The sequence below is a fragment of the Pseudomonas sp. VI4.1 genome, assembly GCF_002029345.1.
Lineage (GTDB): Bacteria > Pseudomonadota > Gammaproteobacteria > Pseudomonadales > Pseudomonadaceae > Aquipseudomonas.
On the sequence record NZ_MULM01000102.1, the window covers coordinates 1 to 25,765 of the forward strand.

Below are 25,765 nucleotides of genomic sequence, written 5' to 3' on the forward strand. Positions count from 1 at the left end.
CGAAGGCGGTGTGTCAGGCGACAAAATTTATCGCCTGAACGGACGCCTTCGCTGGCAAGCCAGCGCCTACAGGGGGGCCAGTGCAGGATTTCACAGGGGCCAATTCAGGCCTTTTTAGACCGGGTCGAGCAATTCGTGCCGAGGCCTGCCATCGCCGCAGCAGATGACCCGGTTGCGACCCGTCGATTTGGCTTCATACAGCGCCCGGTCGGCATCGTTGAGCCAGAAGGTCGCGTCGGTGTGGGCCGGATTGAAGGCAGCCAGGCCGATACTCAGACTGACTTTCAGTGCCGGATTCTGCTCATAGCCCAGCGTGGCGAAGCGATCTCGCAGGGCGTCCATGGCCGCGGCGGCGCTGGCGAGGGGCAGATCCGGGAGGATCACACAGAACTCATCGCCACCGTAACGCCCGGCGAGGTCGGCGGCCCGCAGGTTCTGTTTGAGGATCTTACTCAGCTGGCGCAACACGATATCCCCGGCGACATGGCCGTAGGTGTCGTTGATGGATTTGAAATGGTCGATGTCGATCAGGGCAACCGCCCCGCCCCGATGCTGGCGTTGGCAGCGCTGGAACTCGACTTCCAGTTGATCCTTCCAGGCACCGTGATTGAGCAGGCCGGTGAGGCTGTCGGTGCGGCTCAGGGCCAGCAACTCACGTTTGTGCCGGCCCAGGGTCGTGGCCTGACGGAAACAGATCCAGCCCAGCGCCAACGGATAGAGACACAGCAGGGGCAGACAGGCATATAACTGCAACGGCGTGGTCTGCGGGATGAACAACGGCCTGAAAATCAGCCAGCCGATACCGCCCCCCAGCATCTGCGCGACGGTCCCCACCAGCAGGAAACGCAGGCCGCCGATCGCCACATTGTTCATCGCCATCATCGACAGTGTCGCCGCGCTGGGCAGCGGGTTGAACTGCATGGCGGCGACCCAGAAACCGCCGAGAAAGGCATCGACCAGGATGTTGCGGTGTTCGGCGTGGAAAGGCACCTTCGCCCGGCGTGCCCATTGGTAGGCCACATGCGGCCAGAGGATGCCGTTGAGCAGCATCAACACCCAGACCCACGGCGCCGGATCGAGTGGATACATCGCCGCGCCCACGCACAACAGCCCAAGGGCCAGGCCCAGGGTCCGCGATGTATACAGCCTCCTGGCCAATGAAAGTCCTTTTCCTCCCGTTTTTTCCATGGGGCCTCTATGCCGCTGACGGAACCTGAACACACCGGGGTTGCAGATCTGCTGGAAGTTTATCAGGGCAACGTTAAATAGCCATCACCGGCTGGCGGTATTGGCCCATTGAAAAAAAACCGGTCTGCGCCTATCGAAGTTCGCCCCTGAGCGGAACGGACCTACACTCAAATGATTCGATCACAACCTGCCCTGATCAGATAGAAGGAAGACGCTGATGCTTTTGTTGGTTGTCGCAATCGCGGTGTTCGCGGCCTGGAGCTGGTTGAGCTACCCGGCCATCGGGCACTGGCTGTATGACCTGAACATGGCGGCAGAGGCCAAGTTGTATCGCCTGCACAAGCTCATCGTGCCGATCCCGGAAATGACCGTCTCGACCTGGCAAGGCGGGCCGTACGACGCATCCAGCAGCGTGCTGATGCTCCACGGTTTCAGCGCCGACAAGCAGATCTGGCTGCGCTTTGCCCGGCACTTTGTCGGCAACTATCGAGTGATCATCCCCGACATTGCCGGTCATGGCGAAACCGGCTTCAAGGCGGGCGGCGGCTACGACATTGCGCTGCAGGCCAAGCGAATGATCCAGTTGCTCGACGTCTGCGGCGTCGAAAAGGTCCATGTGATCGGCAGCGCCATGGGTGGCTACATGGCGGCGTGGCTGGCGGCCACTTATCCGGACCGCATTGTTTCAGTCGCCCTGATCGACCCGGCCGGGGTCACCGCCCCCGAGATCAGTGACCTGGAGCGCCACCTGGCCAAGGGGCACAACCCGTTCCTGATTCATTCGAAAGAAGAATTCCAGCGTTTCTACGCCATGACCATGACCCAGCCGCCGTGGGTGCCCGGTGTGGTGCTGGACGCCATCGCCCAGCGCTACGCACAGGCCTGCGATGAACTGGAAGAAATCTTCAGGGATTATCGCGCCAGTGCTCCGATGGAACCGCATCTCCCCGACATCAGGTGCCCGGCGCTGTTGGTGTGGGGGCGCAAGGACCGCTTGATCGATGTCAGCAGCGTGGCCATCTGGAGTAAAGGCATCGACGATCTGCGGGTGGAGATCCTGGAAGGCATCGGCCATCTGCCGATGGTCGAAGACCCTTCGCACACGGCGCGGGTCTATCGGGAGTTTTTGGCATCCCAGCGCTCGGAGAGCCCGCAGGACCAACGGCTGCACTGAGCAAGCAGTCCTTGGCAGAATGAAGTCCGGAAGATTCTTCGTTTGTCGGCGCCGCTGAAGGCTGCGATCTTTTCCCTCATCCTTCACGTCACCGCGCCAGGAATCCTTTTTCATGAGCCACCCGAACTTCGTCAGCCCTGACCTGATCCGCCAACGCTTCTCCAAAGCGATGTCCGACATGTACCGCGAAGAAGTGCCGTTGTATGGCGCGCTGATGGAATTGGTGGAACAGACCAACCGCCATGTCCTGGACAGCGATCCGCAGATCGCCCGCCAGTTGCACGGCACCGGCGAAATCGAACGGCTGGACCTGGAGCGGCATGGCGCAATCCGGGTCGGCACCGCCGCTGAACTCGCCACCCTCGCCCGGCTGTTCGCGGTCATGGGCATGCAGCCGGTGGGTTATTACGACCTGACCCCGGCCGGCGTACCGGTACATTCCACTGCATTCCGTGCCGTGCATGAAGCGGCATTGCAGGTCAGCCCATTTCGCGTATTCACTTCTCTGCTGCGCCTGGAATTGATCGAAGACCCGGAACTGCGGGCGTTTGCCCAGTCGATACTGGACAAGCGCTCGATATTCACCCCGGCAGCGCTGATTCTCATTGAACGCGCCGAAAGCCAGGGCAGCCTGACCGAACAGGAAGCCCAGGACTTTGTCGAGCAAGCCCTGGAAACCTTCCGCTGGCACCACAGCGCCACGGTCACCGCCGAGCAGTACCGCAAACTCAGCGCCCAGCATCGCCTGATCGCCGACGTGGTGGCGTTCAAAGGCCCACACATCAATCACCTGACACCGCGCACCCTGGACATCGACATCGTCCAGGCGCAAATGCCCGCCCACGGCATCACGCCCAAAGCGGTGATCGAAGGACCGCCCCGCCGTCAGTGTCCGATCCTGTTGCGCCAGACCAGTTTCAAGGCCCTGGACGAACCCGTCGCCTTCACCGATCAAGCCGGGGCTGGCGGCAGCCACAGTGCCCGCTTCGGTGAAATCGAACAGCGCGGTGCCGCGCTCACCCCCAAGGGCCGGGCGCTTTACGACCGCTTGCTTAATGCCGCCCGGGACGAACTCGACGATTTCCCCAACGAGGCCAACGCGGTCCGCTACAACGAATTGATGGCGCAGCACTTCAGCGAGTTCCCTGATACCTATGAAGGCATGCGGCTCGAGGAACTGGCGTACTTTCGCTACTTCGTCACAGCAAAAGGCCTGGGGGCGGACGCGCTGAAATCTGCAACTCTGGAGGATCTGTTGAGCGGGGGCTACGTGCGGGTTGAACCGCTGGTGTATGAGGATTTCCTGCCGGTCAGCGCGGCGGGGATCTTTCAATCGAACCTGGGCGATGCGGCACAAACCCATTACGGGGAGCATTCGAACCGGCAGGCGTTCGAAAAGGCGCTGGGGCGACCGACTATCGATGAGTTGGGGTTGTATGCCGAGACGCAACGGCGTTCGATCGAAGAGTGTTTCGCAGCATTGAGCAAATAACCGTAAACGCCGTCAAAAGATCGCAGCCTGCGGCAGCTCCTGCATGGGGTTGTAAACACCCGTAGGAACTGCCGGAGGCTGCGATCTTTTGATCTTATTTCAGCTTCGCCAAAAGTGCCTCAGCCACCGCCTCGGAAGACGCCGGATTCTGCCCCGTCAGCAACAGGCCATCCGTGACCACATAGCTCGCCCAATCAGCGCCTTTGGAATAAACACCGCCATTGGCCTTGAGCATATCCTCCACCAGAAACGGCACGACATTCGTCAGCTGCACAGCCTCCTCCTCGGTGTTGGTGAAGCCCGTCACGCGCTTGCCTTTGACCAACGGCTGGCCATCCGCATCCTTGACGTGACGTAACACCCCCGGCGCGTGGCAGACTGCCGCGACCGGTTTACCCGCCTGGTGCAGCGTCTCGATCAGCGCGATCGAATTCGGGTCTTCGGCCAAATCCCACAGGGGACCATGACCTCCCGGGTAGAACACCGCATCGTAATCTGCCGCTCGGACGCTGCTCAACAAGGCCGTAGACGCCAGGGCGGACCGGGCGGCGGAGTCTTGGCGAAAACGCTCGGTGGCCGCGGTTTGCGCATCCGGCTCATCGCTTTTCGGGTCCAGGGGGGGCTGGCCGCCCTTGGGCGAGGCCAACGTCAACTGAGCGCCGGCATCCTTGAACACGTAATACGGTGCGGCGAACTCTTCCAGCCAGAAGCCGGTTTTCTTGCCGGTGTCACCCAATTGATCGTGTGACGTCAGGACCATCAGGATTTTCATGTCGTTCTCACTCCATTTCAGGGTTTTCGCAGGCTGAACCGCGCGGGGGACCTGTGTGATGGACCCTTCACGGTGTCAGTTTGTTTCACTTGTCGCCCGCGAGAATTGAGTGATGGCGTATGGCCTTGATGCGCGCCGGGTGACGCAATGACCTGGCTGTAAAAGAACATTTTTGCTGCTGCGCACCAACGGCTGCGGTTGAGTGCAACAAATTGCACAACGCTGCGCAACTTCTAGCGCACTTGAGGAAAAATCTTCTGAATAACATTCTGAATGCGGTCGATCTGGCTTATACATTTTTGCGGTGCATTAATCAAAAGAATGATATGTGCAGAGCGTGGCGCGCGATACATTCATCTATAGAATCAGAAGAATTGATCGCTAATAAAAATGGGCGACTATGACGGTCGCCCATTTTTCGTGCCGAAACTTTTAACGAGATGTTCAAGCAAAGGTGTTCGCCCAGTGTAGGGGCCTCGGCAATCCATGCACTGGTAAAGAGCCCTGACACTGGGCGAACGGGGGTATTTTAATGCAACTTCAACAATATGTGCGCGTATATAAACATGAAATTTATCGAAACATTTTTATTAAATGACAATCTGAATATCATTACTTGAACCGCTTAAACCCACCAGTTCGATCATTGAGCGATCTTATACAGAAAAGTTGTACAAGACTGTATATAGGGTCAATGCTCAATTTTCATACTGGCATTTCACAGTTAGTCATAAGCCATCTTGCGCTTCCTCAGAACTTCAATCCTTTCCCTGTCCGTGTCGACGAGCATTGACCTGGATCAGGGCGTCTTCGCGGTTTCCTGCGCGGTGGATTCGCCACTGTCGGTGCCTTTACCACCGTCCTTGCGCCGGGTCGGATCGGTGGGGCGCAGGGCGTCGTTGTCGCGTTCGACTTCTCCGGGCGGCCGCGGTTCGTCGGGGTGTTCCGTGGTCTCAGGTGCTTTGCGGTGCATGACGGTTCTCCTCAGGCTTGGGGGTCGTCGACTTCCCGGGCGACGTTTACTCCAGGCGAGTCTTTATGGGATTGATCGGCCTTGGCCTTCAAGGCCTGCCACTGTTCAAGGTCGATGGCGCCCTGCCCCAGCAAATCATCGGCCACTCGCAACAGTTCGGCGTAATGGGCATCGGGGGACTGCTGCCAGTAGGCCTTGTCTTCGAACAGGCGCTGCCACGATGCAAGGTCGGGCGGTTTCAGGTCGTCGCTCATGACGGGCTCCAGCTTGGGCGTTCGTACGGTAGAGGGTTGGGCGGCGTTCGGAGTTCCGGGGGGATTGGGTCAAGATCAAGAGATCGCAGCCTCGCTTTCGCTCGACAGCTCCTATAGGGCAACGCGATCTTTTGATTTTAATAGCCGGTCATTTCCAGATACCCCTGCCCGCCATGGCTGCCAGTCACCTGCACCGGTCCCTCCCAATAGGGAATGCGCAAATCCATCCAGGCATTGGGGTTGAGGGCATTGATCGTGATGTCGAGTTGCTTGCCGGGAATCTTGATCGACCAGCGCACGGGCATGGAGCGGCCGGCGACGTTCGCCGTGCCCTGTGGTGCGAGCAGGATGTCGGCGGCATGCAATGACTGCGTCTGCCCCCGGGCGTCGATCCAGGTGCCAGTGAGGTACGGCTCGCCGTCCTTATGCCGCATGCGGTACAGCATGACCTGCTCGCCGCTGTCCAGGTGCAGGGAAAACCAGTCCCAGCCCGTTTGATTCGCGGTCAGCGGCTGGCTGCTCCACTCGCGATCGAGCCAGGCCGGGCCACTGACCTGATGTGTCTTGCCATCGATTTCGAGGGTGCCACTGGCCTGGAAAAACGGTTGACTGTAGTAGTAGGACGCCTGGCCCTGTTCGGACTTCTGGCTGAAACCCTGGTCGCCCTGCAACACCAACGGACGCGCAGAAGTCAGCCGCAATTGATAGTTGAACGCCTTGTCCCGGGCGCTGAGCTGCAGGTCGGCCAACGGGTTGTCAGCGCTGGCCTGGCTGCTGAAATGCCAATCGTCGATCCACGCACTGAACGGCGTCAGGTTCACCCCGGCCTGGCCGACGCCACCCCGGGCGTAACGTTCGGCGGCGTGGTGCACCGTTGCCGACGTCACCGCGGCATGCCCCAGCCAGATGATCGGGCTACCCCAGCCAGCTTGCTCGGGCGCCGCGTTCAAGGCACTGCGAAACAAGGTCCATTGCGCGCCAAACGCGTTGCCCTGAGCGTCCTTGAGGTTGGCGGTGACATACCACCATTCGATGCGAAAACCGGCGTGAGGGCCGTGATCCAGCGGGAAACTGAAGACCCTGCCAGGCACCACCGGCTTGAACGCGGCAGCCTGATTGCCCAGCCCCGCGAAGCCTTTCTCGACAGGCGCCGGATGATCGCACCCGCCGAGCAATGCCAGAATCAACACACCGACCTTAATCCTCATGGGCAAAGGTCCTCAGCAGATCCGCCGGTTGCGTGCGATACAGCGAGTACAGCGGCCACGCCGACGCCAGTAAGGTCGCGAGCAGCGCCCACCCCAGCAACTGCAACAGCTGCAGCGGGAACACCTGTAGCGGCAGGCGCCAGCCGAAGGCCTGGACGTTGATCACGGCATTCAGGCACCAGGCCAGCGCGATGCCCAATGGCAATGCCAGCACCAACGTCAGCACCGCCAGCAGCCAGGTTTGCCCAAGGTTGAGCAGCATCAATTGCCGGCGCGTCACACCCAGCGCCCACAGTGGTGCAAGCTGCCCGAGGCGGCTCTGGCTCTGGGTCAACAGGCTGATGAACAACGCCACGCCCGCCACGCCGAGGGTCAGGCTGTTGAGCGCAGCGGTCGCGGCGAAAGTGCGCTCGAACACTTGCGTGGACCAGCCCTTGAGCCGCGCCTGATCGACGATGCGGCTGTCATCCAGATGGAAACGCGCTTGCAGCGCCGCCAGGAATGCCGGGATCGACGGCGGGTCGATGCGCAGGTTGAAGCGGTTGGGGGTCAACTGCGGCCAGGCGCGCAGCAAGTGGTCGGCGTTGACCAGAATGTGGCCCTTGGGGTTGCCATAGTCGGCGTAGATCCCGACGATCTGTGGCGACCACGGGCCGCCCGGCGTCGGTATCGTCAGGTGATCGCCAAGGCGCACTTTCAAGCGCCGGGCCAGTTGCTCGCTGAGCATCAGCGCATCGTCGCCGGCCAGGCGCTCCCACGGCTTGTCGCCCAAGGCTTCCAGCAGCGGCCAGTGCTGGCGGTAGGTCGGGTGATCGATCACGCCAAAAATATCCGCCGGCCACCCTTGCACCTGGACAGACACCTGCCAGTTGGGCAGCACCGCCGTGAGCTGCGGTTGCTGTTTGAGCCAGCTGTGCAGCTCCCTGGCCTGGGCCGGGTTTTGCGGGTTGAGGTAGAGCTCGGCGGTCAACCGTTGTTCGAGCCAGTCGCTGAAAGTCTGGCGGAAACCGGCGGTCATGCTGCCGGCACCGATGTTGGCCGCCAGGGCCAACAGCAGCGCCATCAATGCCAGGCTCAGGGCCGGCAGTTGCTGGCGGCAATCGGCGACAAACCATTGGCCGAGCACCGAGCGACTGCGCGGCAATACCAGGCTCAGCACGCTATTGAGCACCACCGGCAGCGCCAGCGCGGCGCCCAGCAACAGCGCGGCCGTCAGCACGAAACCACTGGCCAGGCTGTCGCCCCGCAGCAATGCCAGCAGCGCAATTAAAGCGGCAGTCCCGGCCACCCATCCCTGGCGTCGCAACCAGCGCGCATGCGCCTGATGCCAGGCCTGCGGATCAGCCAGGGCCAGCAACGGCAGACGCGCCGCCCGCCACAGACTGTTGGCACCTGCCAGCAAGGCGCCTAGCAGGCTCAGGCCGACGCCGCTGAGCCACCACCACGGGCTCAGGCTCAGCCGTCCTGCCACTTCGGCGCCATACAACCCGCGCAGGCTGGCGGCGACATCCGGCAACAGCACGCTGGCCAGCACGTAGCCGCTGATCACTCCAGCGAGGCCGCCGATCAGTGCCAGTCCACCCAGTTCGACGCTCAGGCACGCAATCAACATCCGCGCGCTGACGCCACAGGCGCGCAAGGTTCGCAACAATCCTCGGCGTTGCTCCAACGCCAGGCCGATGGCGGCGTGAACGATGAACAAGCCGACCACGAATGACAGAAACCCCAGGGCATCGAGGTTCAGGTGAAAACTCTCGGTCAGCCGCGCGAGATTGTTCTCTTCGCCGCTGCTTTTGAGTTGCAGCTGGCCTTTGAATTGATCGGGCAGCGTCGCGCTGAAATCCCTGGGCAGCAGCAGGCGCGACAGTTGATCCGGCAGCCCCAGCACCTGCTGGGCGACGCCGATGTCCACCAGCAACACACCGGGGGCCATCTCGTTTTCCACGCGCAGCGGCGGCAATGCCACGCCGCCCAGGCTCGGCGGCTGTTCACCTTCGTGCAAGCCCAGGGCCTGCAAGGTCTGCGGCGAAATCCAGGTCTTGCCCGGCGGGCTGAAAAATTCGACGATCTGCTCGATCGCCAGTGCCTGCCCGGCCACCGCGGAACCGGCCGGCAGCGACACCGGCTCGATGCCCATCAGCTGCAAGCGCTGGTCTTCATGGCCCTTGAGTGTCAGCCGGCCCTGCAGCACCGGCGACACCGGCCAGCCTGCACGGCGCAGGTCGACAAACACTTGCTGGGAAAAGCTCGCGCCGCTGGGGGTACTGAGGCTGGCCTGGGGTTCACCGCCGATCATCTGGCTGGCCCGGGCATAGCTGTCCCGCGCCTGGCTGTTCAGCGCCTGCACGCCGGCCAGCAGACTGGTGGCGAGCCAGAGCCCGGTCAGCACGCTGAAAAATTGCACCGGGTGCTGCCGCCAATGGCTGAGCAGTGCGCGCAAGGTTTCGCCAAAGACCCGCACTTCAGCGCTCGTCCGCGCCAGCCAGACGGCCACCCTGCAGCACCACTTTCTCCGCCAGTCGCGCCGCGACCCGTGGGCTGTGGGTGACCATCAACAAGGTTGTGGGGCTGTCGTCGAGCAGTTCCAGCAGCAACTTCAACACCTCGTCGCTGGTGGCTTCATCGAGGCTGCCGGTGGGTTCGTCGGCCAGCAGCAGTTGCGGTTGCGACGCCAGCGCCCGGCCCAGCGCCACCCGCTGCTGTTGCCCGCCGGACAATTGCTCCGGATAACGCCGCAGCAGATCGCCAACCCCAGACGCTGCACCAGATGCGCCTGCCAACGCGGATCATGGCGCCCCGCCAGCCGTGCCTGGAACGCCAGATTGTCTTCCACGCGCAAGCTGCCGATCAGGTTGAACTGCTGGAACACCAGGCCGATTTCAGTCCGCCGCCAGTTTGCCAATTGCCCTTCGCTCATCTGTTCCAGGCGATGCCCGCCACTGACGATGCTGCCGCGATCGACCTTGTCCAACCCGGCGATCAAGTGCAGCAAGGTGCTCTTGCCACTGCCCGACTCGCCCATCAGCGCCAGGCTGCTGCCGGGTTTCAAGGTCAGGTCGACACCTTGCAATACGGGTAATGGACCCTGGGGAGTGGCGTAGCTTTTGAAGACGCCTTGGACCGACAGCATGGGGGCAGGCTCGTTGAGGTCAGTGGGCCTAGGATAGCGGACGCCAGTGGCACCGCGTTATCGTTCATCGTGGCGGTGCGGCGATCAGACAAGCCACGCTCCCACATTTGATTTGTGTTTGAGCAAGTTTTGTGGCCGACACAAACCCCCTGTGGGAGCGGGCTTGCCCGCGAAGGCGTCAGTGGCAGCTACACATAGTCCAGCTCAGAAACTCAACCCTTCACCCCCACCAACGTAAAACACAACGGCAACTGCGCCTGCTGCTGTTGATACTGGTCATAGAGTTCCTCGCGGTTGGAATGCGGGTACTCCTTGAAGTGACTGATCTGCAGCCCGGCGTCGATGGCGCCGGTGAAGATCGCGCCCAGGGTGTGCACGAACCAGTAGGACGTCGCGCAGGGTTGTTCGACTTGGCCTTCGTAGACGATGGGCTGGTCCTGCACGAAAGGTTCGCGGCGAAAGTACGAGCTGTCCGGGCGCAAGGGATCAGCTGACTCGGGGTCGAACATTTCCAGGAAGGGGTGGGTTTCGTACACTACCAGGCTGCCGCCAGGCTTGAGGGTTTGCTCGACATGGCGGAAAAATTCGCCGATGTCCGGCATCCAGTTCAAGACGCCGATGGTGATCAGCGCCACGTCGAAACGATCGCGAAGTTCCCCCGGCAGACGATGGATGTCGGCCTCGATGAATTCAGGCGCATGGGGCGAACGAGACGCCAGCTCCCGCGCCTGATCGAGGAAGGCGGCGGACTGGTCGACGCCGACCACGCTGCGGGCACCCAGCGCAAACAGCGAAACGCTTTCGCGTCCGTTGTTGCAGCCCAGTTGCACCACATCCTTGCCATCGACGCCGACCTGTTCCAGCAAATCGGTCAGGGTCTCATCCAGGCAGGAAAAACCCCGATGACCCACGGCGCTCGAAAGAGCCTGCCATTCCGGGGCGTCCTTGTGGTGTCGGGCGGAGTCATTCCAGGCATCGCGGTTGCTGGCGATGGCGTTTTCTTTTGTCGGCATTTCCATTGCACGCTCCAGAACTCGGGTCTTGATTGACCGGCACGAGTCTAGATCAGCGCCTTGAAAAAACCCATTTGGCGTTTGTTGGTTTCTTGTAATCCACGCATCGCAAACGCGTGCCCATATGCCAGCTATAGTTAATGACCTTGGGGAAATGCGGGGCTACCGATTTCGCAGGTGCAACCATGAGCAAAACCGATCTGATGCTGGCGTTCGCTGTCTGCCTGACCACCGCCGCCCAGGCGGACGACCTGACCCCCACCACCGATTACAGCAGCGGGTTCAACTATTACGGCGACAACCAACCCTTCGCCCATCCCGTTCCACCGTCCCTGAGCACAGTGCCGCCGCGGTCGTACATTCCGACGGCCCCGCGGGAGTTCATCCCGATTGCGAGCCAGCATGTGTTCTACGACTCACGATTGCCGACCGTCGCGGATGCCACCGTGCGGGTGTTCATCCGCTCCTATGACGCGGAACGCGGCGTCTACGTCAACGAAGAAGTGCTCGACCCCTCCTGTATGCTCGCGTGCCTCCGCGGCCAGGAACAGCCTGCCCAGGTCTACCACTGACGTTTATCCGGGCGTGCGAGGCCGAGTTTTTCGATCCGGTAACGCAGCATGTCGCGGCTCAGGCCCAGCAGCCGTGCGGACTTGGTGACGTTCCAGTCGGTCTTGTCGAGCATCTTGCGCACCATGTCGCGCTCCACTTCCGGCAGGTTCATCGACTCGGTGCCGTTGTAGGCCGGACGCGGTTCGCTGTGTTGGAGCTCCTGTTGGTACGCCAGAGGCTCGTCCACCAGGCTCAGGCACACGTTCAACTGGTGGGTGGCGATGGTGTCGCTCTGGGCCAGCAGCACGGTCTGCTCCAGCATGTTGCGCAATTCGCGCACGTTGCCCGGCCAACTGTAGTTGAGCAGCAACTCTTCGGCCTGGTCGCTGAAATGCAGGTGCGGCTTGCCATAGCGTTTGCCATGGATCGCCAGGAAATGCCGGGCCAGCACCAGGATGTCTTCGCCACGGGCATACAGGCGCGGCACCTTGATCGAGATGATGCGCAGGCGGAAGAACAGGTCGCGGCGGAACTTGCCCTGCTGGACCATCTGTTCGAGGTTGCAGTTGGTGGCACTGATCACCCGCAAATCGACTTTGCGCTCCTTCACCGAACCGACCCGGCGAATGGTCCGGTCTTCCAGCAACTTCAGCAGTTTGGCTTGCAGCAACAGGTCCATTTCCCCGACTTCATCGAGAAACAGCGTACCGCCATCGGCCGCTTCCACCAGCCCGACGCGACGGTCCTTGGCGTCGGTGAAGGCGCCCTTCTCGTGACCGAACAGTTCCGACTCCACCAGGTTGGAGGGAATCGACGCGCAGTTGAATTCGATGAACGGGCCTTTGCTGCGCGGACCGTCGAAGTGCAGCGCCCGGGCCACCAGTTCCTTGCCGGTACCGGTCTCGCCTTCGACGAGTACCGGCGGCAGATCGGTGTTGGCCATCCGCCGCTCGGCGTCGAGCAACTGGCCGATGGTGTTTTTCAGATATTGCATGGGCGCCGAATCGCCGATCAAGGCCTGCACCCCGGACTTCTGCGCTTCGCGTTCCTGGTAGAACGACAGCGTGCGTTCCATCCGCTCGGTGGCCAGGGCCTTGTCCAGCAACAGCTTGAGCTCCGGCAGTGCCACCGGCTTGGTGACGTAATGGAACGCGCCCTCCTTCATCGCCGTCACGGCATCTTCGACGTTGCCGTAACCGGTCATCATGATCACTTTCAGGTCCGGCGCGCTGATGCGCAGCTTCTGGATCAGGTCGTGACCGCTCATGCCCGGCAGCGAATTATCGGTGAGCACCACATCAGGCACGAACGTGCCCAGTTGCCCCAGTGCATCCTCGGCCGAGTGGCAGACTGTCACCTCGAAGTCTTTACGCTCCAGATAGGTCTGAATATTCTCGGCGAGGAGTTCATCATCCTCGACCAGCAGTATGCTGCGCTCCATTTTCCCCTCCCGTTGCCACTATAAAGTTGAGACTGACGCGGGTTCCTTCCTGCTCCCGGCTGGTCAGTTCGACCGAGCCGTCGAAACGCTCCATTATTCGTTTGACCAAGGCCAGGCCTACGCCCAACCCGCCTTGTTTGGTGGTAAAAAACGGCTTGAACACCATTTGCTGTTGCTGGGGGTTCATGCCCTTGCCGGTGTCGCTCAGGGTCATGCACACCCGCCCCGGCTGCGGCGATTCGATCTCGATACTGAGCACGCCGCCCTTGGGCATGGCTTCCAGGGCATTGGCGAACAGGCTATTGAGAATCTGCGTGAGCAATACCTTTTGGCTGACCACCAGCGGACAACCCTGTGGGGTGAAACGCACCTCGACCCCGTAGCGCTTGATCAGCGCGTCGAAGGCACCCCGGGTGTCGTCGATGGCCAGCACCAGGTCCACTGTTTCATCGTCGTCATTCACCGGTCGCAACGACATCAGCAGTTCCCGGACCCAGCGCGACATGCGATCGACCTGGTTGATGATGTCGCCGATGTTCTTCTGCGCGCCCAGGCTGGCGATGTCCTGGGCCAGTTCGGCACTGGAGCGTATGTTCGCCAGCGGATTGCGCAGGCTGTGAGCCACCGCCGAGGACATCTCCCCCAGGGCAACAAAGGTCTCGTTGCTGACCAGTTGTTTCTGCTGGCTCTCGAGCAGCTTGGCCGCACGCCGCACTATCCAGAACAACGCCAGGTAAATCGCCGCGCCGCCCAGCACGGTCGCCAGCCAGATGGCCTTGAAACCGCGCTGGATGCGCGCCACCAGATCCACCGGTTCCTTGTAGATTTCCACCATGGCGATCACTTGGCTTTTGTCGGCATTGAACATCGGGATGTAGTTCTCGATGAACAGGTATTCAGGTTCGCGCAGCAATCGCTGCTCGGGGCGTTCCTCGACAATCTCGTGGTAGCTGGTGGACACCGACTCCTTCATGGTGAAGGACTCATCCAGCTCTTCATCGCCTTCAATGCGCACGCCGATCAACTCGGGGTTGGTCGACCACACGACGGTACGGTCCAGGGCATACACCGTGGCCAGCAGCAAGTCGGGTAAATGCTCCACATGATCGAGAAACTCGATGCGCGCGGCGGCTCGGGTCGCCGGTTCGACGTCGGGATACCCATGGTCCTGGCGTGGATCGAGCATTTCACCCATGGTTCGGTTCGGGCTGATCGCAGCATGGCGGATTTCGGCCTCGCCCATGGCCTGGATGAACTGCGCGGTCAGCATGGAATCGCGTTCGACACTCTCGGTCACCACGAATCGCGTGGAAACAGAGCCCAACCCCAGCGCCACGGCAGCGATGATGAAAAAGCTGCCCAAGGAGAACCAGCGCAGCAAATTGAACGGCCCACGCCTGCCCTTGCGTTCTGTAGCCGGCGTCTGCGACGCCGCTGTAGTGTGTTGTTCCAATATCTGCATGGGCGGGTCCTGGATGCTTGCATCAAGCCTTTTCAGCCGTGTTTCGACTCAGTGTAGGTGGCATTGTCCAAGGCTGATGGCGTCATTGATATTATTTGGCCGCTACTGCGTTTGCACCGCCTGCAACGGCTGCTGCCGCTCGGTTTCTTCCTGCAAAAAAACCAGGATGGACTGCGCCGCGTTCTCATCCAGACGCAGGTTGGGCATCGGTATCTTGTCGAAGCGCTCAAACAATTCCATCGCGATCGGGTCCTTTTCGGCCAGCATGCGGTCCGGCTCGCGAATCCAGCGCGCCAGCCACGCCGGCGCTCGCTGGCGAGTGACGCCGATCAGGTCGGGACCGATGCTGCGCATGCCGATGCCTTGCCCGTCCTGCGGGCCGAGGCTGTGGCATGAGGCACAGCGGGTGCGAAACAATTCTTCGCCGCTGCTGGGCGGCCGGAGTTCAGGTGCATTGGCGTAGCTTTGCTCGACACTGGGCTGCTTCCAGTTCTGCAAGGTGTTGGCCAACTGATCGGCCAGAATCCACGGGTTCTCGAAGGGCGAGGCTTTCATCCAGCGGCCCGTGGCCTGGTTGCCAACGATCAGGCTCAGGTTGTGGTCTTTGCTGCGTCCGTTGTCGACGCCTTCGATGAACAGCCCGAGCTTGTGCCGCAGTTCGGTGACAGCGTCGAAGTCGCCGGTGAGAAATTGCCAGCCCGGCCCGACCTTGAACCGCTGCGCGTAGGCTTTGAGCACCTCGGGCGTGTCGCTGAGCGGATCGATGCTGATCGAATAGAAGAAGATGTCCTTGCCGACCCGGTCCCCGAGCAACTGTTGCACCTGACGCAGGCGCGCGGTTTCCAGCGGGCAGGAATCGCTGCAGGTGGTGAAGATGAAATTGATCACCACCACCTTGTCCCGGATCAGGTCATCGAAGAAATGCACCTGCCGACCGTCCTGGTCGGTCAGCAGGGTATTGGGGAAATAATCTGCACCCCAGGGTGTCGCCGCCGCAGTCGGCACCTCGGCGACCTCGTGGGCCACCAGCAACCGGCTCGCCAGCAGACAACAGACCAGCATCAGTACCAGGTGCGCGCCCAAGGCACGGGAGCGCGGCGTATGCCCGTTCATGTCGGTGCGCTCCCGCTTCATTTCTTGACCGGCACTTGCGGGCCGAAGCCATCGCCAGTGCGGAAGGTCGGCAATGCGGCGGAGTTGACGTAACGCACGCCATCCCAGCTCGGCAGCGGCGTCGGCATCAACTGCAATTGCCCCGGTTTCTCGATGTCCCAGCGCAGCAGCATGGAGTTGTCCTCGTGCTGCGTGTTGTGACAGTGCTCCATGTACGTCCCGGCGAATTCGCGGAAATTGATCGCGAATTCGACACTGTCCAGGCCATCGTCTTCCGAGCCGATGCGATAGACGTCCTTGCGCGCCCATTTTTCCCATTCCGGCGGTGCCTTGCCGCCGCGGCTCAGGATGATCCCCTCCTCGAAGTGCACGTGCACCGGGTGGCTCCAGCCCTTGCCGCCGGCCTTGATGTTCCACACTTCCAGGGTGCCGAAACCGGTGACACCGGCATCGGTGGGGCCACTGGCCAACTGGGTCGAGGTGTTGAGGCGACGCGGGTCCATATGGAAGCCGAAACCGCCGTCGGTCTTGACTGTCCAGGGCGCTTCGTCGGTGCCGTCCGAGCGCCCGTAGGTGAAGGTGCGGTGACGGGCCTTGGCCAACAGCGCCTTGTCGGCGACGGTATCGCGATGGATCTTCAGCGGGATCATCGCCATGCCTTCGGCCTTGCCCGGTTTGGCCGGCTCATAGGCGGCCGGGTCCATGGCCAGGTCCTGACCGGTGTAGGCCTTGACGTTGAGCTGCAAGATCTTGCCCACGGCCGGGTCACCCTTGTCCCACTGCGGGCCCTTGCTGCTTTGCTTGAGTACCGCCAGGTATTTTTCCGAGAGCACATCGCCCAGGGCAATCGGCTCTTTCGGGCCCTTGCCGTCGTCATGGGCCAGCAAATTGACGAAGAACAGTTTGTCCCCCGGCTTGATCCCGTTCTTCGCGAAGTTGACGATGATGTCGAAGCGTTCGGCGATGCCCTGGGTCGGCAGGATCGCGTTGTGGTTCTGTTTATTACCGTCGGCGTCCAGGTCCATGCTGCCGTCGAACGGCACGCTGTGTTCCATGATGTTGCCGTCGTTGGCAATCATGTGGAACGGCACCCGACTGTAGGAAACGCCAGAGTTTTTCGGTCCGGGGAACTCACCGCCGCTGCCCTTGACTTCGCGCACCAGGGCCAGCTTGAAGTAACGCGACACCGAGCCATTGAGGATCCGCAACCGATAGCTGCGGGCGCGCACATCCAGGGCCGGCTTCCACTGCCAGTTCACCAGTATCTGATCACCGAGAAAGCCATCGGTGTTGAACGGGTTGAACCAGAGTTGACCGCCCTGATCCCAGGCCTTGTCGGCGATCAACAGGTTGACGTCATAGTCGCGGTTACCCCACGGCAAGGCGCTGCCGCTGGGGAAGCGCAGGTTGACGCCGTCGTTCACCGATTCGTTGCCGCGGTCCAGGGCGCTGTAGTAGTTCATCATCGCCGCGTTGCCCTTGTAGACGTTCTGCGCGGTGAAATCGAGCATGTGATCGTGGAACCAGTGGGTGCTCATGGTTTCGCGCCAGTCGCCACGAATCTTGATGGTGCCGTGGTCGCACGTCTTGCGGCCGGGGTTCATGTCATTGACCCAGAGGGTTTCCCCCGGCGAACACGGGAAGGCCGCACGCGGGTCTTCGGCGCGGGTATTGATGCTGTCGTAACCGGCCAGCTGGATTGGCCAGCGATAGTCGTAATACTGCCCCGGGAAGAAAAACGCGTTGGCGTAACCGTCGCTTTCCGCCGGCGCGTGACCGTTGTGTTCGTGGGTACTGATGGTGTGCAAGCCGAAGCCCATGTTGGCCGCCGGGTCGATGGGCAAGCCGTTGTAATGGCGCATCAGCACCGGCTGGCCGTAACGCACCATCAGTAATTTTGGGGGTAAGGTGCCGTCGAAGGTCCAGACCGAGTTGTGGTTCTGTACCGGCATGTTCGGGTGAAAGCGCGCATCGACGCCTTTGGCGGTGCCATCGGTCAGCGGTACACCGGCGGTGTTGTGATAGAGACCTCCGGGGCCGAACTCACCCAGGGCGTAACCATGCATCTGGCGACTGTCGCGCAGGCCGCCGTTGGTTCGTGCACCGGTCTGCACGGTCTTGTAGGCCGCTTGCGGGTAGAACTCGTTCCAGCGCTGATGCGACCAACCCTTTCCTGGCGGACGGCCTTCGGCGGCAGAGCCGATGTGCCGGTTGAGAAAATACTCGATCTGCGCCTGCCACGGATTGCGGTCGACCACGTTGGCGAACTGGCTCGGAAATGGCGTCAGTCCCGGTTGGCGCAAGAACGCATCGAGGGCCGCGCCGGGTGGCGCACTGCGCGCCGCACTGCCGGGGTCCTGCGCAGGTGCCGGGCCGATCGCCGCCGGTGGAAACCCCAAGGGCGCCGCCGGTGTGGTGGGGTCGAGTTTTTCCGGGCCGAATTCTTCGAACAGCACCAGTTGCTGGGTGAACGGCTGAGCGCCGAACAGCGGGCTGGGCTTGCCATTGGTGGGGTAATTGAAGCTGGTCTGCACCTTGGGCGGCAGGATATTTTCCTGGCGCGTGGTGTCGCGGCTGCCTTTGACGCCATCGGGCAAATCGAAGGCGTCTTCGTTGGCCTCCGGCATCGTCAGGATGGCATTCAGCGCGGCCGGTTTGTCGGCGGGTTCGTCGTAATACGCCGACGGGTCGGTGGGTTCGGGCTGTCGTTCGTCATCGATGGGGCTGGCACGAAGACCGGCTGTTCCCAGCGTCATCGTCAGAAGGACGCTCAAAGGCGTCAGGAAGCCGAACCGCTTGAAGGGAAACCGCGCTTTACTGTCCATCACCAGCCGCCTCGAAGTCATGAAGGGGTACTGGTGATTTGCAAGTAGCTCGCCATATTTGTAACAATTTTTTACATAGCGTTAACGCCTGACAAAACAGTGGCTTATCAACATCAATGTGCCATGACTGAAAAACGACTGGGGAATGGCACCCGCTAATGGGGAAAGTTCATACCCGATTTCAGGTGAGCCGTTTGAATGAAAGCCGCACGGTGGTGCCCTCGCCCTCGCGGCTTTCCAGGGTCACCGCGCCGCCGAAACGGTCCATGATCCGCTTGACCAGCACCAGTCCGACCCCCAGGCCACCGCGCTTGGTGGTGTAAAACGGCCGGAAGGCCATGCTGCGTTGCTCTTCGCTCATGCCTTTGCCGGTGTCGCTCACCGCCACGCAAACGCCTTGGGCATCGGTCGGCTCCAGGGCGATGGTGAGCGTGCCGCCCTTCTCCATCGCCTCCAGCGCATTGGCCAGCAAACTGTTGAGGATCTGCGTCAACTGCACCTGTTGGCTCAGGACCATGGGTGTCTGCCTGGGCTCGAACACGACCAGGACGTTGGCCTTGGCGATCTGCTGCTCGAAGGCCATGAGGCTGTCATGCAATGCCGCCACCAGATTGACCGGCTCCGCCTCGTCGTTGAGCGGGCGCAAGGATTGCAACAGCTCCCTGACCCATTTCGACATGCGATCGACCTGGCCGATGATGTCGTTGATGTTCTTGTGCGCCGCGCCGCTGTCGAATTCGAGCGCCAGTTCAGCGCTGGAGCGAATGGTCGCCAACGGATTGCGCAGGCTGTGGGCGACCGCCGACGACATCTCGCCCAAGGCGACAAAGGTTTCGTTGGTGATCAGTTGCTGCTGTTGCGCCGCCAACAGGATCGCGGCCCGGCGCACGATCCAGTACAGCCCCAGGTAAATCAGCCCGCCGCCCAGGGCGGTGGCGAGCCAGATCATGACCAGGCCGCGCTCCATGCGATTGATCAGGTCCTTGGGCTCCTTGTAGATCTCGACCATCGCGGTGACTTTGTCGCCGTCGGCATCGAACAACGGAATGTAGTTCTCGATGAAGATGTATTCCGGGGGCGTCACGAACTTCTGCTCCATGCGATTGTGGTCGACGTTGTGATAGCTGGCCGACACCGGGGTCTTGGAGGCGAAGGCTTGATCCAGGTCGTCGTCGGTATGGATCGTGGTGCCCATCAATGCCGGGTTCGTCGACCAGATCACCATGCGGTCGGGGGCGTAGATGTTGGCCAGGATCACGTCCGGCAAGTGTTCGATATGGTCGAGGAATTCGCCACGGGCATTGGCCCGGGCCATCGGGTCGACGTCGGGAAAGTCCTTGTCCTTGCGGGGGTCGAGCAGCTCGCCCATGGTCCGCACGTTGGGGATCGACACATGGCGCACCTCGGCCGAGGCGATCGCCTGAATGAACTGCGACGTCAGCAAGGCATCGCGCTGCACGCTCTCGGTAATCACGAACCGCGTGGACACAGCCCCCAGCGCCACGGCAACCGTACCGATCACCGCCAGGCTGATCAGCGAAAACCAGCGCAACAGATTGAACGGCGGCTTGCGCGAGTGCAGGCGAGTCTCGCCCTCCTGCGACTGGAGCGCTTTGGTAGGCATGTTCATGGACATTTGTTCCCGACGTTTCCCCTATAGGGTTATAGCCCAATGCTGGCCGTTTGCCCGATGTCGGGGTTTGGACCGGCAAAGGCTGTGGTAGCTATCCCACACCTCCCCGCCTTCCCCACCTACCCCCAATGCTGGGGACAATGGCCCGCTTGATCGAGCGATGGCCTGACAGCGTTTGCCCGCCGCAGGCCCGCGCCCCGGACCTCTCAGGATCGTTTTCGCCGCTTGGTACGGAAGTTGCCGAAGACCCTCTCAACTGACCCACCTCACGGGACAGGTACTCTGATAGAGGGATTAACTCATGCACCCTTTACTGTCCAAAACCGCGGCCGCCCTGGTCGTGAGTGCTCTGGCCCAAGGCATCGCCCAGGCGGCGTTGTATGCCGTCGACCCCGGACCCTATCTGCCCGCCAACGGCTCGTTCGCCGCCTGGTATCAGGACACCCACGGTCGAACCCTCGACCTGTGCCTGTCCAAGGCCGTCAGCTCCAGGGCTCCCGGCGCACCCGGTGCGCCGTCGTACATGTGCACGTTGCTGCCGACCCCCGGTGTATTCGATGACGCACAGCCGATCGTCTTCCCGACCAATTTCCCTGACGAGGCGTTCTGGTTCACCGCCGATGCGGCCATCGTCGACGCCGCCCGGGGCATCGACCTGTCGTTTGGTACCGCCATCGAAGCGGCCTTCGCCGCTGAAGAACCGGTCGAAGGCGACCAGATGAGTTTTGCCCGGGTACGTATCCGCGTCGATGTGCCCACCGCCGGCACGTACACCATCACCCACCCTTACGGGGTCGACATTTTCGACGTGCCTGCCGGGGGCACCCGGGCGATCAACATGACCCGCGACATTGGCATCGGTTCGCCGAAAACCTATGACGGCGCCCTGCGCGGTGACGTCGGACCTTTCCTGCGCAGCGTCAATGGCCCCTACACCGAGACCAATCCCCTGACCGGTTCGGCGGAGCAGTTCATCGGCGACCCGAACATCGAAGAGGCCATCACCGGCAGCCCGTTCAACACCAACTTCGTGCGCATCGAAGGGCCCAATGGCCTGGATCTGCGCACCACGCTGTTCAGCATCTCCGGCAAGTTGTCGACGGTGGTGCGGCCGACGCCGGTGATCGCCCAGCGCAGCACTTACTCGCGCAAAGCCGGTGCAAGCGCGCCGATCGCCCAGCAGGACGTGTTCGTCATGGCGCCTCCGCCGCCGGCGACTGCCACCGTGACCAGCAGCAGCCCGGTGCTGAACATGAGCGAAGCCAACACCACCGGCAACTGGTACGCGCAGTCCGCGGCCAACCCGACCTTGCCGAGCACGGTGCAGGTAACCGCGGACAACCACCTGGCGATCCCCACCAGCACACCGACCAGCTTGTCCATGGCGCTGACCGACCTGGTGGTGATCCAGCGTGCGGAGTACAGCCTCAGCAGCGGGCAACTGACCCTCGTGGCCTCGACCAGTGATGAAACTTCGCCGCCAGTGCTCACCGCCTCATCCGCCAGCGGTGCCGCCATCGGCGCCCTCAGTGGCGAAGGCGCGGTGAAAACCCTGGCCACCGGGATCTCGCCGATTCCACCGGCCAGGGTTCGCGTGACGTCATCCAATGGCGGCAGCGACACCGAAGAAGTGGTCATCGTGCAATGAACGCTCACACGCCCAGATCCTCATCAGGAGGCATCATGAACAATTGGCCACGCCTGGCGCTCAACGCCCTGGGACTGACGTTATCGCTGTCCGGCAGCGCATTCGCGCAACTCGCCGCCGTCGACCCCGGCCCTTACACCTTCGCCACGGGGAAATTCCCCATGTGGTATCAGGACAACAATCAATTGAAGCTGGAGCTGTGCCAGTCCCGGGCCGCGAGCACGCGGGTGCCGGTCACCAACCCACCGTCCTTCATGTGCATCCTGGCGGCGGAACCGGGGGTCTACGACGACGCCCAGCCGATGGTCTTCCCCGACAACTGGCCCGGAGAAGCCTTCTGGTTCGCGGCGGAGACCGCGATCCCGCAAGTCGGTAACAGCGGGTATGAACTGGAAGTGTACGTGGCCGCGGTCGAGGCGGCATTCGGCGCCGAAACCCCGGTGGATGGTGATCAGGTCTCCTTCGCGCGTATTCGCCTGCGCGTCTCGGTACCGACTCCCGGGGTCTATACCATCACCCACCCTTACGGGGTGGAAACGATCAACGTCACCACCACGGGGCGGCGCGCCATCAACCTGACCCGGGACATCGGCATCGGTGCACCCGGTAATTTCAGCGGCGTGCTCAATGGCAACGTCGGCCCGTTCCTGCGTAGCGTCAACGGCCCCTACACCGAGATGAACCCGGACACCGGAACCGTCGAGACCTTCGTCGGCGATCCGAACCTCACCGAGCAGGTCACCGGCAGCCCCAACAACACCAACTTCGTGCGTATCCAGGGACCGGCCGGGACCATCGAGACCAACCTGTTCACCGTATCCGGCAAAGTCCTCGACAACCGTGCCCAGACCCCGGTGGAAATCGACCGCGCCACTTACCGGCGCACCGACACCGGTACGCGGGTCGAAGTCTTCGGCAAATCGGGCAACACGTCGAGCCTGTGCTTCCGCGAAAGCATTGCGCTGGTACCCGGCCCACCGCTGTCGCCATGCCTGATCAACATGACCGGCGACAACAATGGCTTGTTCTTCGGCCAGCGTCAGTTCACCGGCAACGTGCCGCCGGTCGTGGTGGTCACCGCTACTAACCCGACGGGTACCACCCGGCCGACGGCAGTGTCGAGCAAGGTCACCGACGTGGTGAAAGTCCAGACCGCTCGGTACAACTGGAGCAATCACAGCCTGCTGATCGAGGCCACCTCCACTGACGAAGTGGCGGTACCGGACATGGTCGCCCAGGGTTACGGACGTCTGTCGAAGACCGGCACCCTGCAACGCCTGACCGTCGCCGATCTGCCGCAGCCACCGGCCACCGTCACGATCAAATCCGCCAGGGGCGGCAGCGATACCGAGCCGGTCGTGGTGGTCGGTTCGGCCCCGGACACCGGTGAAAACCAGGCGCCATTGGCCGTGGCCGACACCGGCAGCACCAGCTTCGGGGTGCCGATCACCCTCAACCTGCTGGGCAACGACAGCGACCCGGACGGCAACACGCCACTGAGCATCACCGCGCTGACCCAACCGGCCGCTAACCAGGGCACCGTCGCCTTGAGCGGCACGGCAGCGGTGGTCTATACCCCACCGGCCGTAGTCAACGCACCGCTGACCACGACCTTCACCTACAAGGCGCAAGACGTCAAAGGCCTGGCCTCGACCGCTCCGGCGACCGTGACCATCACCGTGGCGCCTAACCAGCCTCCGGTGGCCGTCGTCGACAGCATCGCGACCCTGGGCGTGGCGGTACCGATCAACGTGTTGGCCAACGACACCGATCCGGAAGGCAACGTGCCGTTAACCGTCGCCATCCAGACCCAGCCAGCGGCCGGTCGCGGCACCGTCAGCACTGACGGCACCGTGATCACCTACACCCCACCGGCCACGGTCACGACGGCCTTCACCACGACCTTTACCTACGTCGCCAGGGACAGCTTCGGCGCCCAGTCGGCACCGGCAACGGTCACGGTGCAAGTCTCGCCAAGACCCGCAGCGGAAACCTTCGCGGTGACCGCGGCCACGGTGACGGCCCGCTCCAACAACCGCTTCAACTGGGACTTCTCGGGCACCTCATCGGTGACCACCGGCAACACCATCACCATCCAGGTGACCACGCCGACCGGGCTGGTGACCCTCGGCACCACCACGGTGCCGTTGACCGGACGCTGGCGGCTGACGGTGAGCAACAGCACCACGGTGATCCCGTCGGCGAACCCGACAGCGACCATCCGCTCGTCCCAGGGCACCGTGCGCACGGTCGCCGTTACCGTGCAGTAAGCCCTCGCCCCACCGATCTGGCCGGTCGGTGGGGCAGGCCTCTTCCCAAAGGACACCGCCATGAAAAGATCGACCGCCACCCTGCTCTGCCTGCTTCTGCTTTGCAGCAGTGCGGGCGTGCGGGCCGATGATTTGATGGAGAACGACGACCTGGCGCCCGGAGCCGACCTCGGCGAATGGCCAGCGCCGATCGGCCAGCAAGCGCTGATCGACCAGAACGGCCAGGCCAACGTCGCGCTGCTGCAACAGAACGGCCAGTCGCTGCTCGGTCGCATTGTCCAGTCGGGGAGCAATCAGGAAGCGTACATCCTGCAGCAAGGCAGCGACCTGATGGCCCTGATCACCCAGCAAGGTTCGGGCAACAACGCCGAAATCACACAAAACGGCAGCCACAACCGCGCGCAGATTTCCCAGAACGGCAACAACAACGACGCCAGCATCGACCAGGCCGGCACGGGGCTCTCGAGTGCCGTGACCCAGTCGGGAAACGGCATGAGCGTTTCAGTCAAACAGTATCGCTAAAGCATTGCCCCACTTTGGAGGTTTCATCATGTTCAAACTGACGCCCCTCACCGCCGCCATTCTGGTCATTGTCAGTGCCCAGGCGATGGCCGATGACAGCCTTTCCACCCAGAATCAGGTCGGGACTGCCAACATCGCCGATGTGACGCAAATCCAGGCCAGTTTCAGTACCACCACCCAGACACAGCTCGGCGAAGGCAATAACGCGGCCGCCAAGCAAGACAACGCCACCGGCACCATTACCCAGGATCAGGTCGGTGACTTCAACGCCGGTTATGCCGAGCAGCTGTACGAAAACGGCAGCACTATCGTCCAGCAACAGGTCGGTGCCGGTAACACCAGTCATGCCAGCCAGTCGATCGGCGTACTCGGCGCCAACCAGGCGTTGCAGCAACAGCAAGGCACCGGCAACTTCTCCTTCATCTACCAGGAAGGCCAGGACGGTAATACCGCCACCACCTTGCAGCTTGGTGACAGCAACGAAGCCAACGTCGAGCAACTCTTGTACGGTACCGGCAACAACGCGACAGTCATCCAGTACGGCACCGCCAACTACGGCACCGGCGAACAGATCGGCCACCTGGCCGGGCAGATCAACATCAACCAGGCGGGCGAAGTCAACTACGCCTACGGCCACCAGACCTCGGGTGAGGGCGGCACCGTGACCATCAACCAGCTGGGCGACATGAACGGCAGCGAAGTCTGGCAGGACACCCAACTCGCCAGCCAGGCCACCGTCGACCAGATCGGTACAGCCAACGAAACCATCGTCGACCAGAGCTTCGGCAACAACAACGTCGCCCAGATCCTGCAAATCGGCGACGCCAACGCGATCTACGCCGACCAGTTCGAGTCCACCAGCTCGACCCTGGCGCTGTACCAACAGGGCACCGGCAACGTGCACTTCACCTACCAGACCGGCGACAGCCATGTGCTCACCGCCAACTCGGTGGGTAACGACAACAAGGTCTACGCCAGCAACTGGAAAGGTCCGCAAGCCGGTGGCCAGTTCGGCAGCAACCAGCGCGCAACCGTCAACCAGACCGGCAGCGACAACACCGCCAGCTTCACCCAGGCCGGCGCCGCCAAATCATG

The 25,765-nt window shown here is 62.1% G+C and carries 19 protein-coding genes and 1 pseudogene; 7 read left to right on the forward strand and 13 right to left on the reverse strand.

The window, feature by feature from the left end:
• Positions 1-114: 114 nt before the first annotated feature.
• The gene (locus tag BZ163_RS05275; protein WP_128870057.1) at positions 115-1,188 is read right to left on the reverse strand and encodes a diguanylate cyclase; all 1,074 of its coding nucleotides are present in this window, start codon (positions 1,186-1,188) and stop codon (positions 115-117) included.
• A 217-nt stretch (positions 1,189-1,405) separates the two neighbouring features.
• On the opposite strand from BZ163_RS05275, the gene BZ163_RS05280 reads away from it, so the two are divergent.
• Positions 1,406-2,362 (forward strand): alpha/beta fold hydrolase, encoded by a 957-nt coding sequence (locus BZ163_RS05280; RefSeq protein WP_128870058.1) that lies wholly within the window; start codon positions 1,406-1,408, stop codon positions 2,360-2,362.
• A gap of 112 nt (positions 2,363-2,474) precedes the next feature.
• Positions 2,475-3,854: a VOC family protein gene (locus BZ163_RS05285; protein WP_128870059.1), complete on the forward strand. Its 1,380-nt coding sequence runs from the start codon at positions 2,475-2,477 to the stop codon at positions 3,852-3,854.
• A 94-nt stretch (positions 3,855-3,948) separates the two neighbouring features.
• Here BZ163_RS05285 and BZ163_RS05290 read toward each other — a convergent pair whose 3' ends face one another.
• From BZ163_RS05290 to BZ163_RS05315, 7 genes and pseudogenes are all read right to left on the reverse strand, one after another.
• Positions 3,949-4,626, reverse strand: a complete 678-nt coding sequence (locus BZ163_RS05290) for a type 1 glutamine amidotransferase domain-containing protein (RefSeq protein ID WP_128870060.1) — start codon at positions 4,624-4,626, stop codon at positions 3,949-3,951.
• A 799-nt stretch (positions 4,627-5,425) separates the two neighbouring features.
• The gene (locus BZ163_RS34730) at positions 5,426-5,599 is read right to left on the reverse strand and encodes a hypothetical protein (RefSeq protein WP_168187314.1); all 174 of its coding nucleotides are present in this window, start codon (positions 5,597-5,599) and stop codon (positions 5,426-5,428) included.
• Positions 5,600-5,610: 11 nt separating this feature from the next.
• A complete protein-coding gene (locus tag BZ163_RS05295) occupies positions 5,611-5,853 on the reverse strand; it encodes a hypothetical protein (RefSeq protein WP_128870061.1) in 243 nt (80 codons plus the stop codon).
• A 137-nt stretch (positions 5,854-5,990) separates the two neighbouring features.
• Complete coding sequence (locus BZ163_RS05300; protein ID WP_128870062.1) at positions 5,991-7,061, reverse strand: lipocalin-like domain-containing protein; 1,071 nt, start codon at positions 7,059-7,061, stop codon at positions 5,991-5,993.
• Positions 7,051-9,522, reverse strand: coding sequence for an FtsX-like permease family protein (locus BZ163_RS05305; RefSeq protein ID WP_128870074.1), 2,472 nt, complete (start codon positions 9,520-9,522; stop codon positions 7,051-7,053). Before BZ163_RS05305 ends, BZ163_RS05300 begins: the two co-directional genes overlap by 11 nt.
• Position 9,523: 1 nt before the next feature.
• Positions 9,524-10,191, reverse strand: a pseudogene (locus BZ163_RS05310) (ABC transporter ATP-binding protein).
• Between the two features lie 212 nt (positions 10,192-10,403).
• Positions 10,404-11,210: a bifunctional 2-polyprenyl-6-hydroxyphenol methylase/3-demethylubiquinol 3-O-methyltransferase UbiG gene (locus BZ163_RS05315; RefSeq protein WP_128870063.1), complete on the reverse strand. Its 807-nt coding sequence runs from the start codon at positions 11,208-11,210 to the stop codon at positions 10,404-10,406.
• A gap of 179 nt (positions 11,211-11,389) precedes the next feature.
• Here BZ163_RS05315 and BZ163_RS05320 point away from each other — a divergent pair, with 179 nt between their 5' ends.
• Positions 11,390-11,776: a hypothetical protein gene (locus BZ163_RS05320; RefSeq protein ID WP_128870064.1), complete on the forward strand. Its 387-nt coding sequence runs from the start codon at positions 11,390-11,392 to the stop codon at positions 11,774-11,776.
• On the opposite strand, the gene BZ163_RS05325 is transcribed toward BZ163_RS05320, so the two are convergent.
• The 5 genes from BZ163_RS05325 to BZ163_RS05345 form a co-directional block, all read right to left on the reverse strand.
• On the reverse strand, positions 11,767-13,197 hold the full coding sequence (locus BZ163_RS05325) for a sigma-54 dependent transcriptional regulator (RefSeq protein ID WP_128870065.1): 1,431 nt from the start codon (positions 13,195-13,197) through the stop codon (positions 11,767-11,769). The genes BZ163_RS05320 and BZ163_RS05325 overlap by 10 nt on opposite strands.
• The gene (locus tag BZ163_RS05330) at positions 13,166-14,659 is read right to left on the reverse strand and encodes an ATP-binding protein (RefSeq protein ID WP_128870066.1); all 1,494 of its coding nucleotides are present in this window, start codon (positions 14,657-14,659) and stop codon (positions 13,166-13,168) included. The genes BZ163_RS05325 and BZ163_RS05330 overlap by 32 nt, the downstream gene beginning before the upstream one ends.
• Before the next feature lie 102 nt (positions 14,660-14,761).
• Positions 14,762-15,772 carry an SCO family protein gene (locus tag BZ163_RS05335; protein WP_128870067.1) on the reverse strand — a complete coding sequence of 337 codons (1,011 nt, stop codon included), beginning with the start codon at positions 15,770-15,772 and terminating at the stop codon, positions 14,762-14,764.
• 17 nt (positions 15,773-15,789) lie between these two features.
• Positions 15,790-18,597, reverse strand: coding sequence for a multicopper oxidase domain-containing protein (locus BZ163_RS05340; protein ID WP_128870068.1), 2,808 nt, complete (start codon positions 18,595-18,597; stop codon positions 15,790-15,792).
• A 181-nt stretch (positions 18,598-18,778) separates the two neighbouring features.
• Complete coding sequence (locus BZ163_RS05345; protein ID WP_128870069.1) at positions 18,779-20,227, reverse strand: sensor histidine kinase; 1,449 nt, start codon at positions 20,225-20,227, stop codon at positions 18,779-18,781.
• Between the two features lie 304 nt (positions 20,228-20,531).
• On the opposite strand from BZ163_RS05345, the gene BZ163_RS05350 reads away from it, so the two are divergent.
• The 4 genes from BZ163_RS05350 to BZ163_RS05365 all read left to right on the forward strand — a co-directional run.
• Positions 20,532-21,878, forward strand: a complete 1,347-nt coding sequence (locus BZ163_RS05350) for a hypothetical protein (protein WP_128870070.1) — start codon at positions 20,532-20,534, stop codon at positions 21,876-21,878.
• A gap of 35 nt (positions 21,879-21,913) precedes the next feature.
• Positions 21,914-24,148 carry an Ig-like domain-containing protein gene (locus BZ163_RS05355; protein WP_128870071.1) on the forward strand — a complete coding sequence of 745 codons (2,235 nt, stop codon included), beginning with the start codon at positions 21,914-21,916 and terminating at the stop codon, positions 24,146-24,148.
• Positions 24,149-24,208: 60 nt separating this feature from the next.
• Positions 24,209-24,670: a curlin gene (locus tag BZ163_RS05360; RefSeq protein WP_128870072.1), complete on the forward strand. Its 462-nt coding sequence runs from the start codon at positions 24,209-24,211 to the stop codon at positions 24,668-24,670.
• A 28-nt stretch (positions 24,671-24,698) separates the two neighbouring features.
• Positions 24,699-25,765: curlin (locus BZ163_RS05365; RefSeq protein WP_128870073.1), on the forward strand; the 1,067-nt coding region annotated here is incomplete at its 3' end.

Coding starts and splice junctions, on each gene's coding strand:
- BZ163_RS05275 (WP_128870057.1), bottom strand. CDS start 1,188: ATGGAAAAAACGGGAGGAAAAGGACTTTCATTGGCCAGGAGGCTGTAT.
- BZ163_RS05280 (WP_128870058.1), top strand. CDS start 1,406: ATGCTTTTGTTGGTTGTCGCAATCGCGGTGTTCGCGGCCTGGAGCTGG.
- BZ163_RS05285 (WP_128870059.1), top strand. CDS start 2,475: ATGAGCCACCCGAACTTCGTCAGCCCTGACCTGATCCGCCAACGCTTC.
- BZ163_RS05290 (WP_128870060.1), bottom strand. CDS start 4,626: ATGAAAATCCTGATGGTCCTGACGTCACACGATCAATTGGGTGACACC.
- BZ163_RS34730 (WP_168187314.1), bottom strand. CDS start 5,599: ATGCACCGCAAAGCACCTGAGACCACGGAACACCCCGACGAACCGCGG.
- BZ163_RS05295 (WP_128870061.1), bottom strand. CDS start 5,853: ATGAGCGACGACCTGAAACCGCCCGACCTTGCATCGTGGCAGCGCCTG.
- BZ163_RS05300 (WP_128870062.1), bottom strand. CDS start 7,061: ATGAGGATTAAGGTCGGTGTGTTGATTCTGGCATTGCTCGGCGGGTGC.
- BZ163_RS05315 (WP_128870063.1), bottom strand. CDS start 11,210: ATGGAAATGCCGACAAAAGAAAACGCCATCGCCAGCAACCGCGATGCC.
- BZ163_RS05320 (WP_128870064.1), top strand. CDS start 11,390: ATGAGCAAAACCGATCTGATGCTGGCGTTCGCTGTCTGCCTGACCACC.
- BZ163_RS05325 (WP_128870065.1), bottom strand. CDS start 13,197: ATGGAGCGCAGCATACTGCTGGTCGAGGATGATGAACTCCTCGCCGAG.
- BZ163_RS05330 (WP_128870066.1), bottom strand. CDS start 14,659: ATGCAGATATTGGAACAACACACTACAGCGGCGTCGCAGACGCCGGCT.
- BZ163_RS05335 (WP_128870067.1), bottom strand. CDS start 15,772: ATGAACGGGCATACGCCGCGCTCCCGTGCCTTGGGCGCGCACCTGGTA.
- BZ163_RS05340 (WP_128870068.1), bottom strand. CDS start 18,597: ATGGACAGTAAAGCGCGGTTTCCCTTCAAGCGGTTCGGCTTCCTGACG.
- BZ163_RS05345 (WP_128870069.1), bottom strand. CDS start 20,227: ATGAACATGCCTACCAAAGCGCTCCAGTCGCAGGAGGGCGAGACTCGC.
- BZ163_RS05350 (WP_128870070.1), top strand. CDS start 20,532: ATGCACCCTTTACTGTCCAAAACCGCGGCCGCCCTGGTCGTGAGTGCT.
- BZ163_RS05355 (WP_128870071.1), top strand. CDS start 21,914: ATGAACAATTGGCCACGCCTGGCGCTCAACGCCCTGGGACTGACGTTA.
- BZ163_RS05360 (WP_128870072.1), top strand. CDS start 24,209: ATGAAAAGATCGACCGCCACCCTGCTCTGCCTGCTTCTGCTTTGCAGC.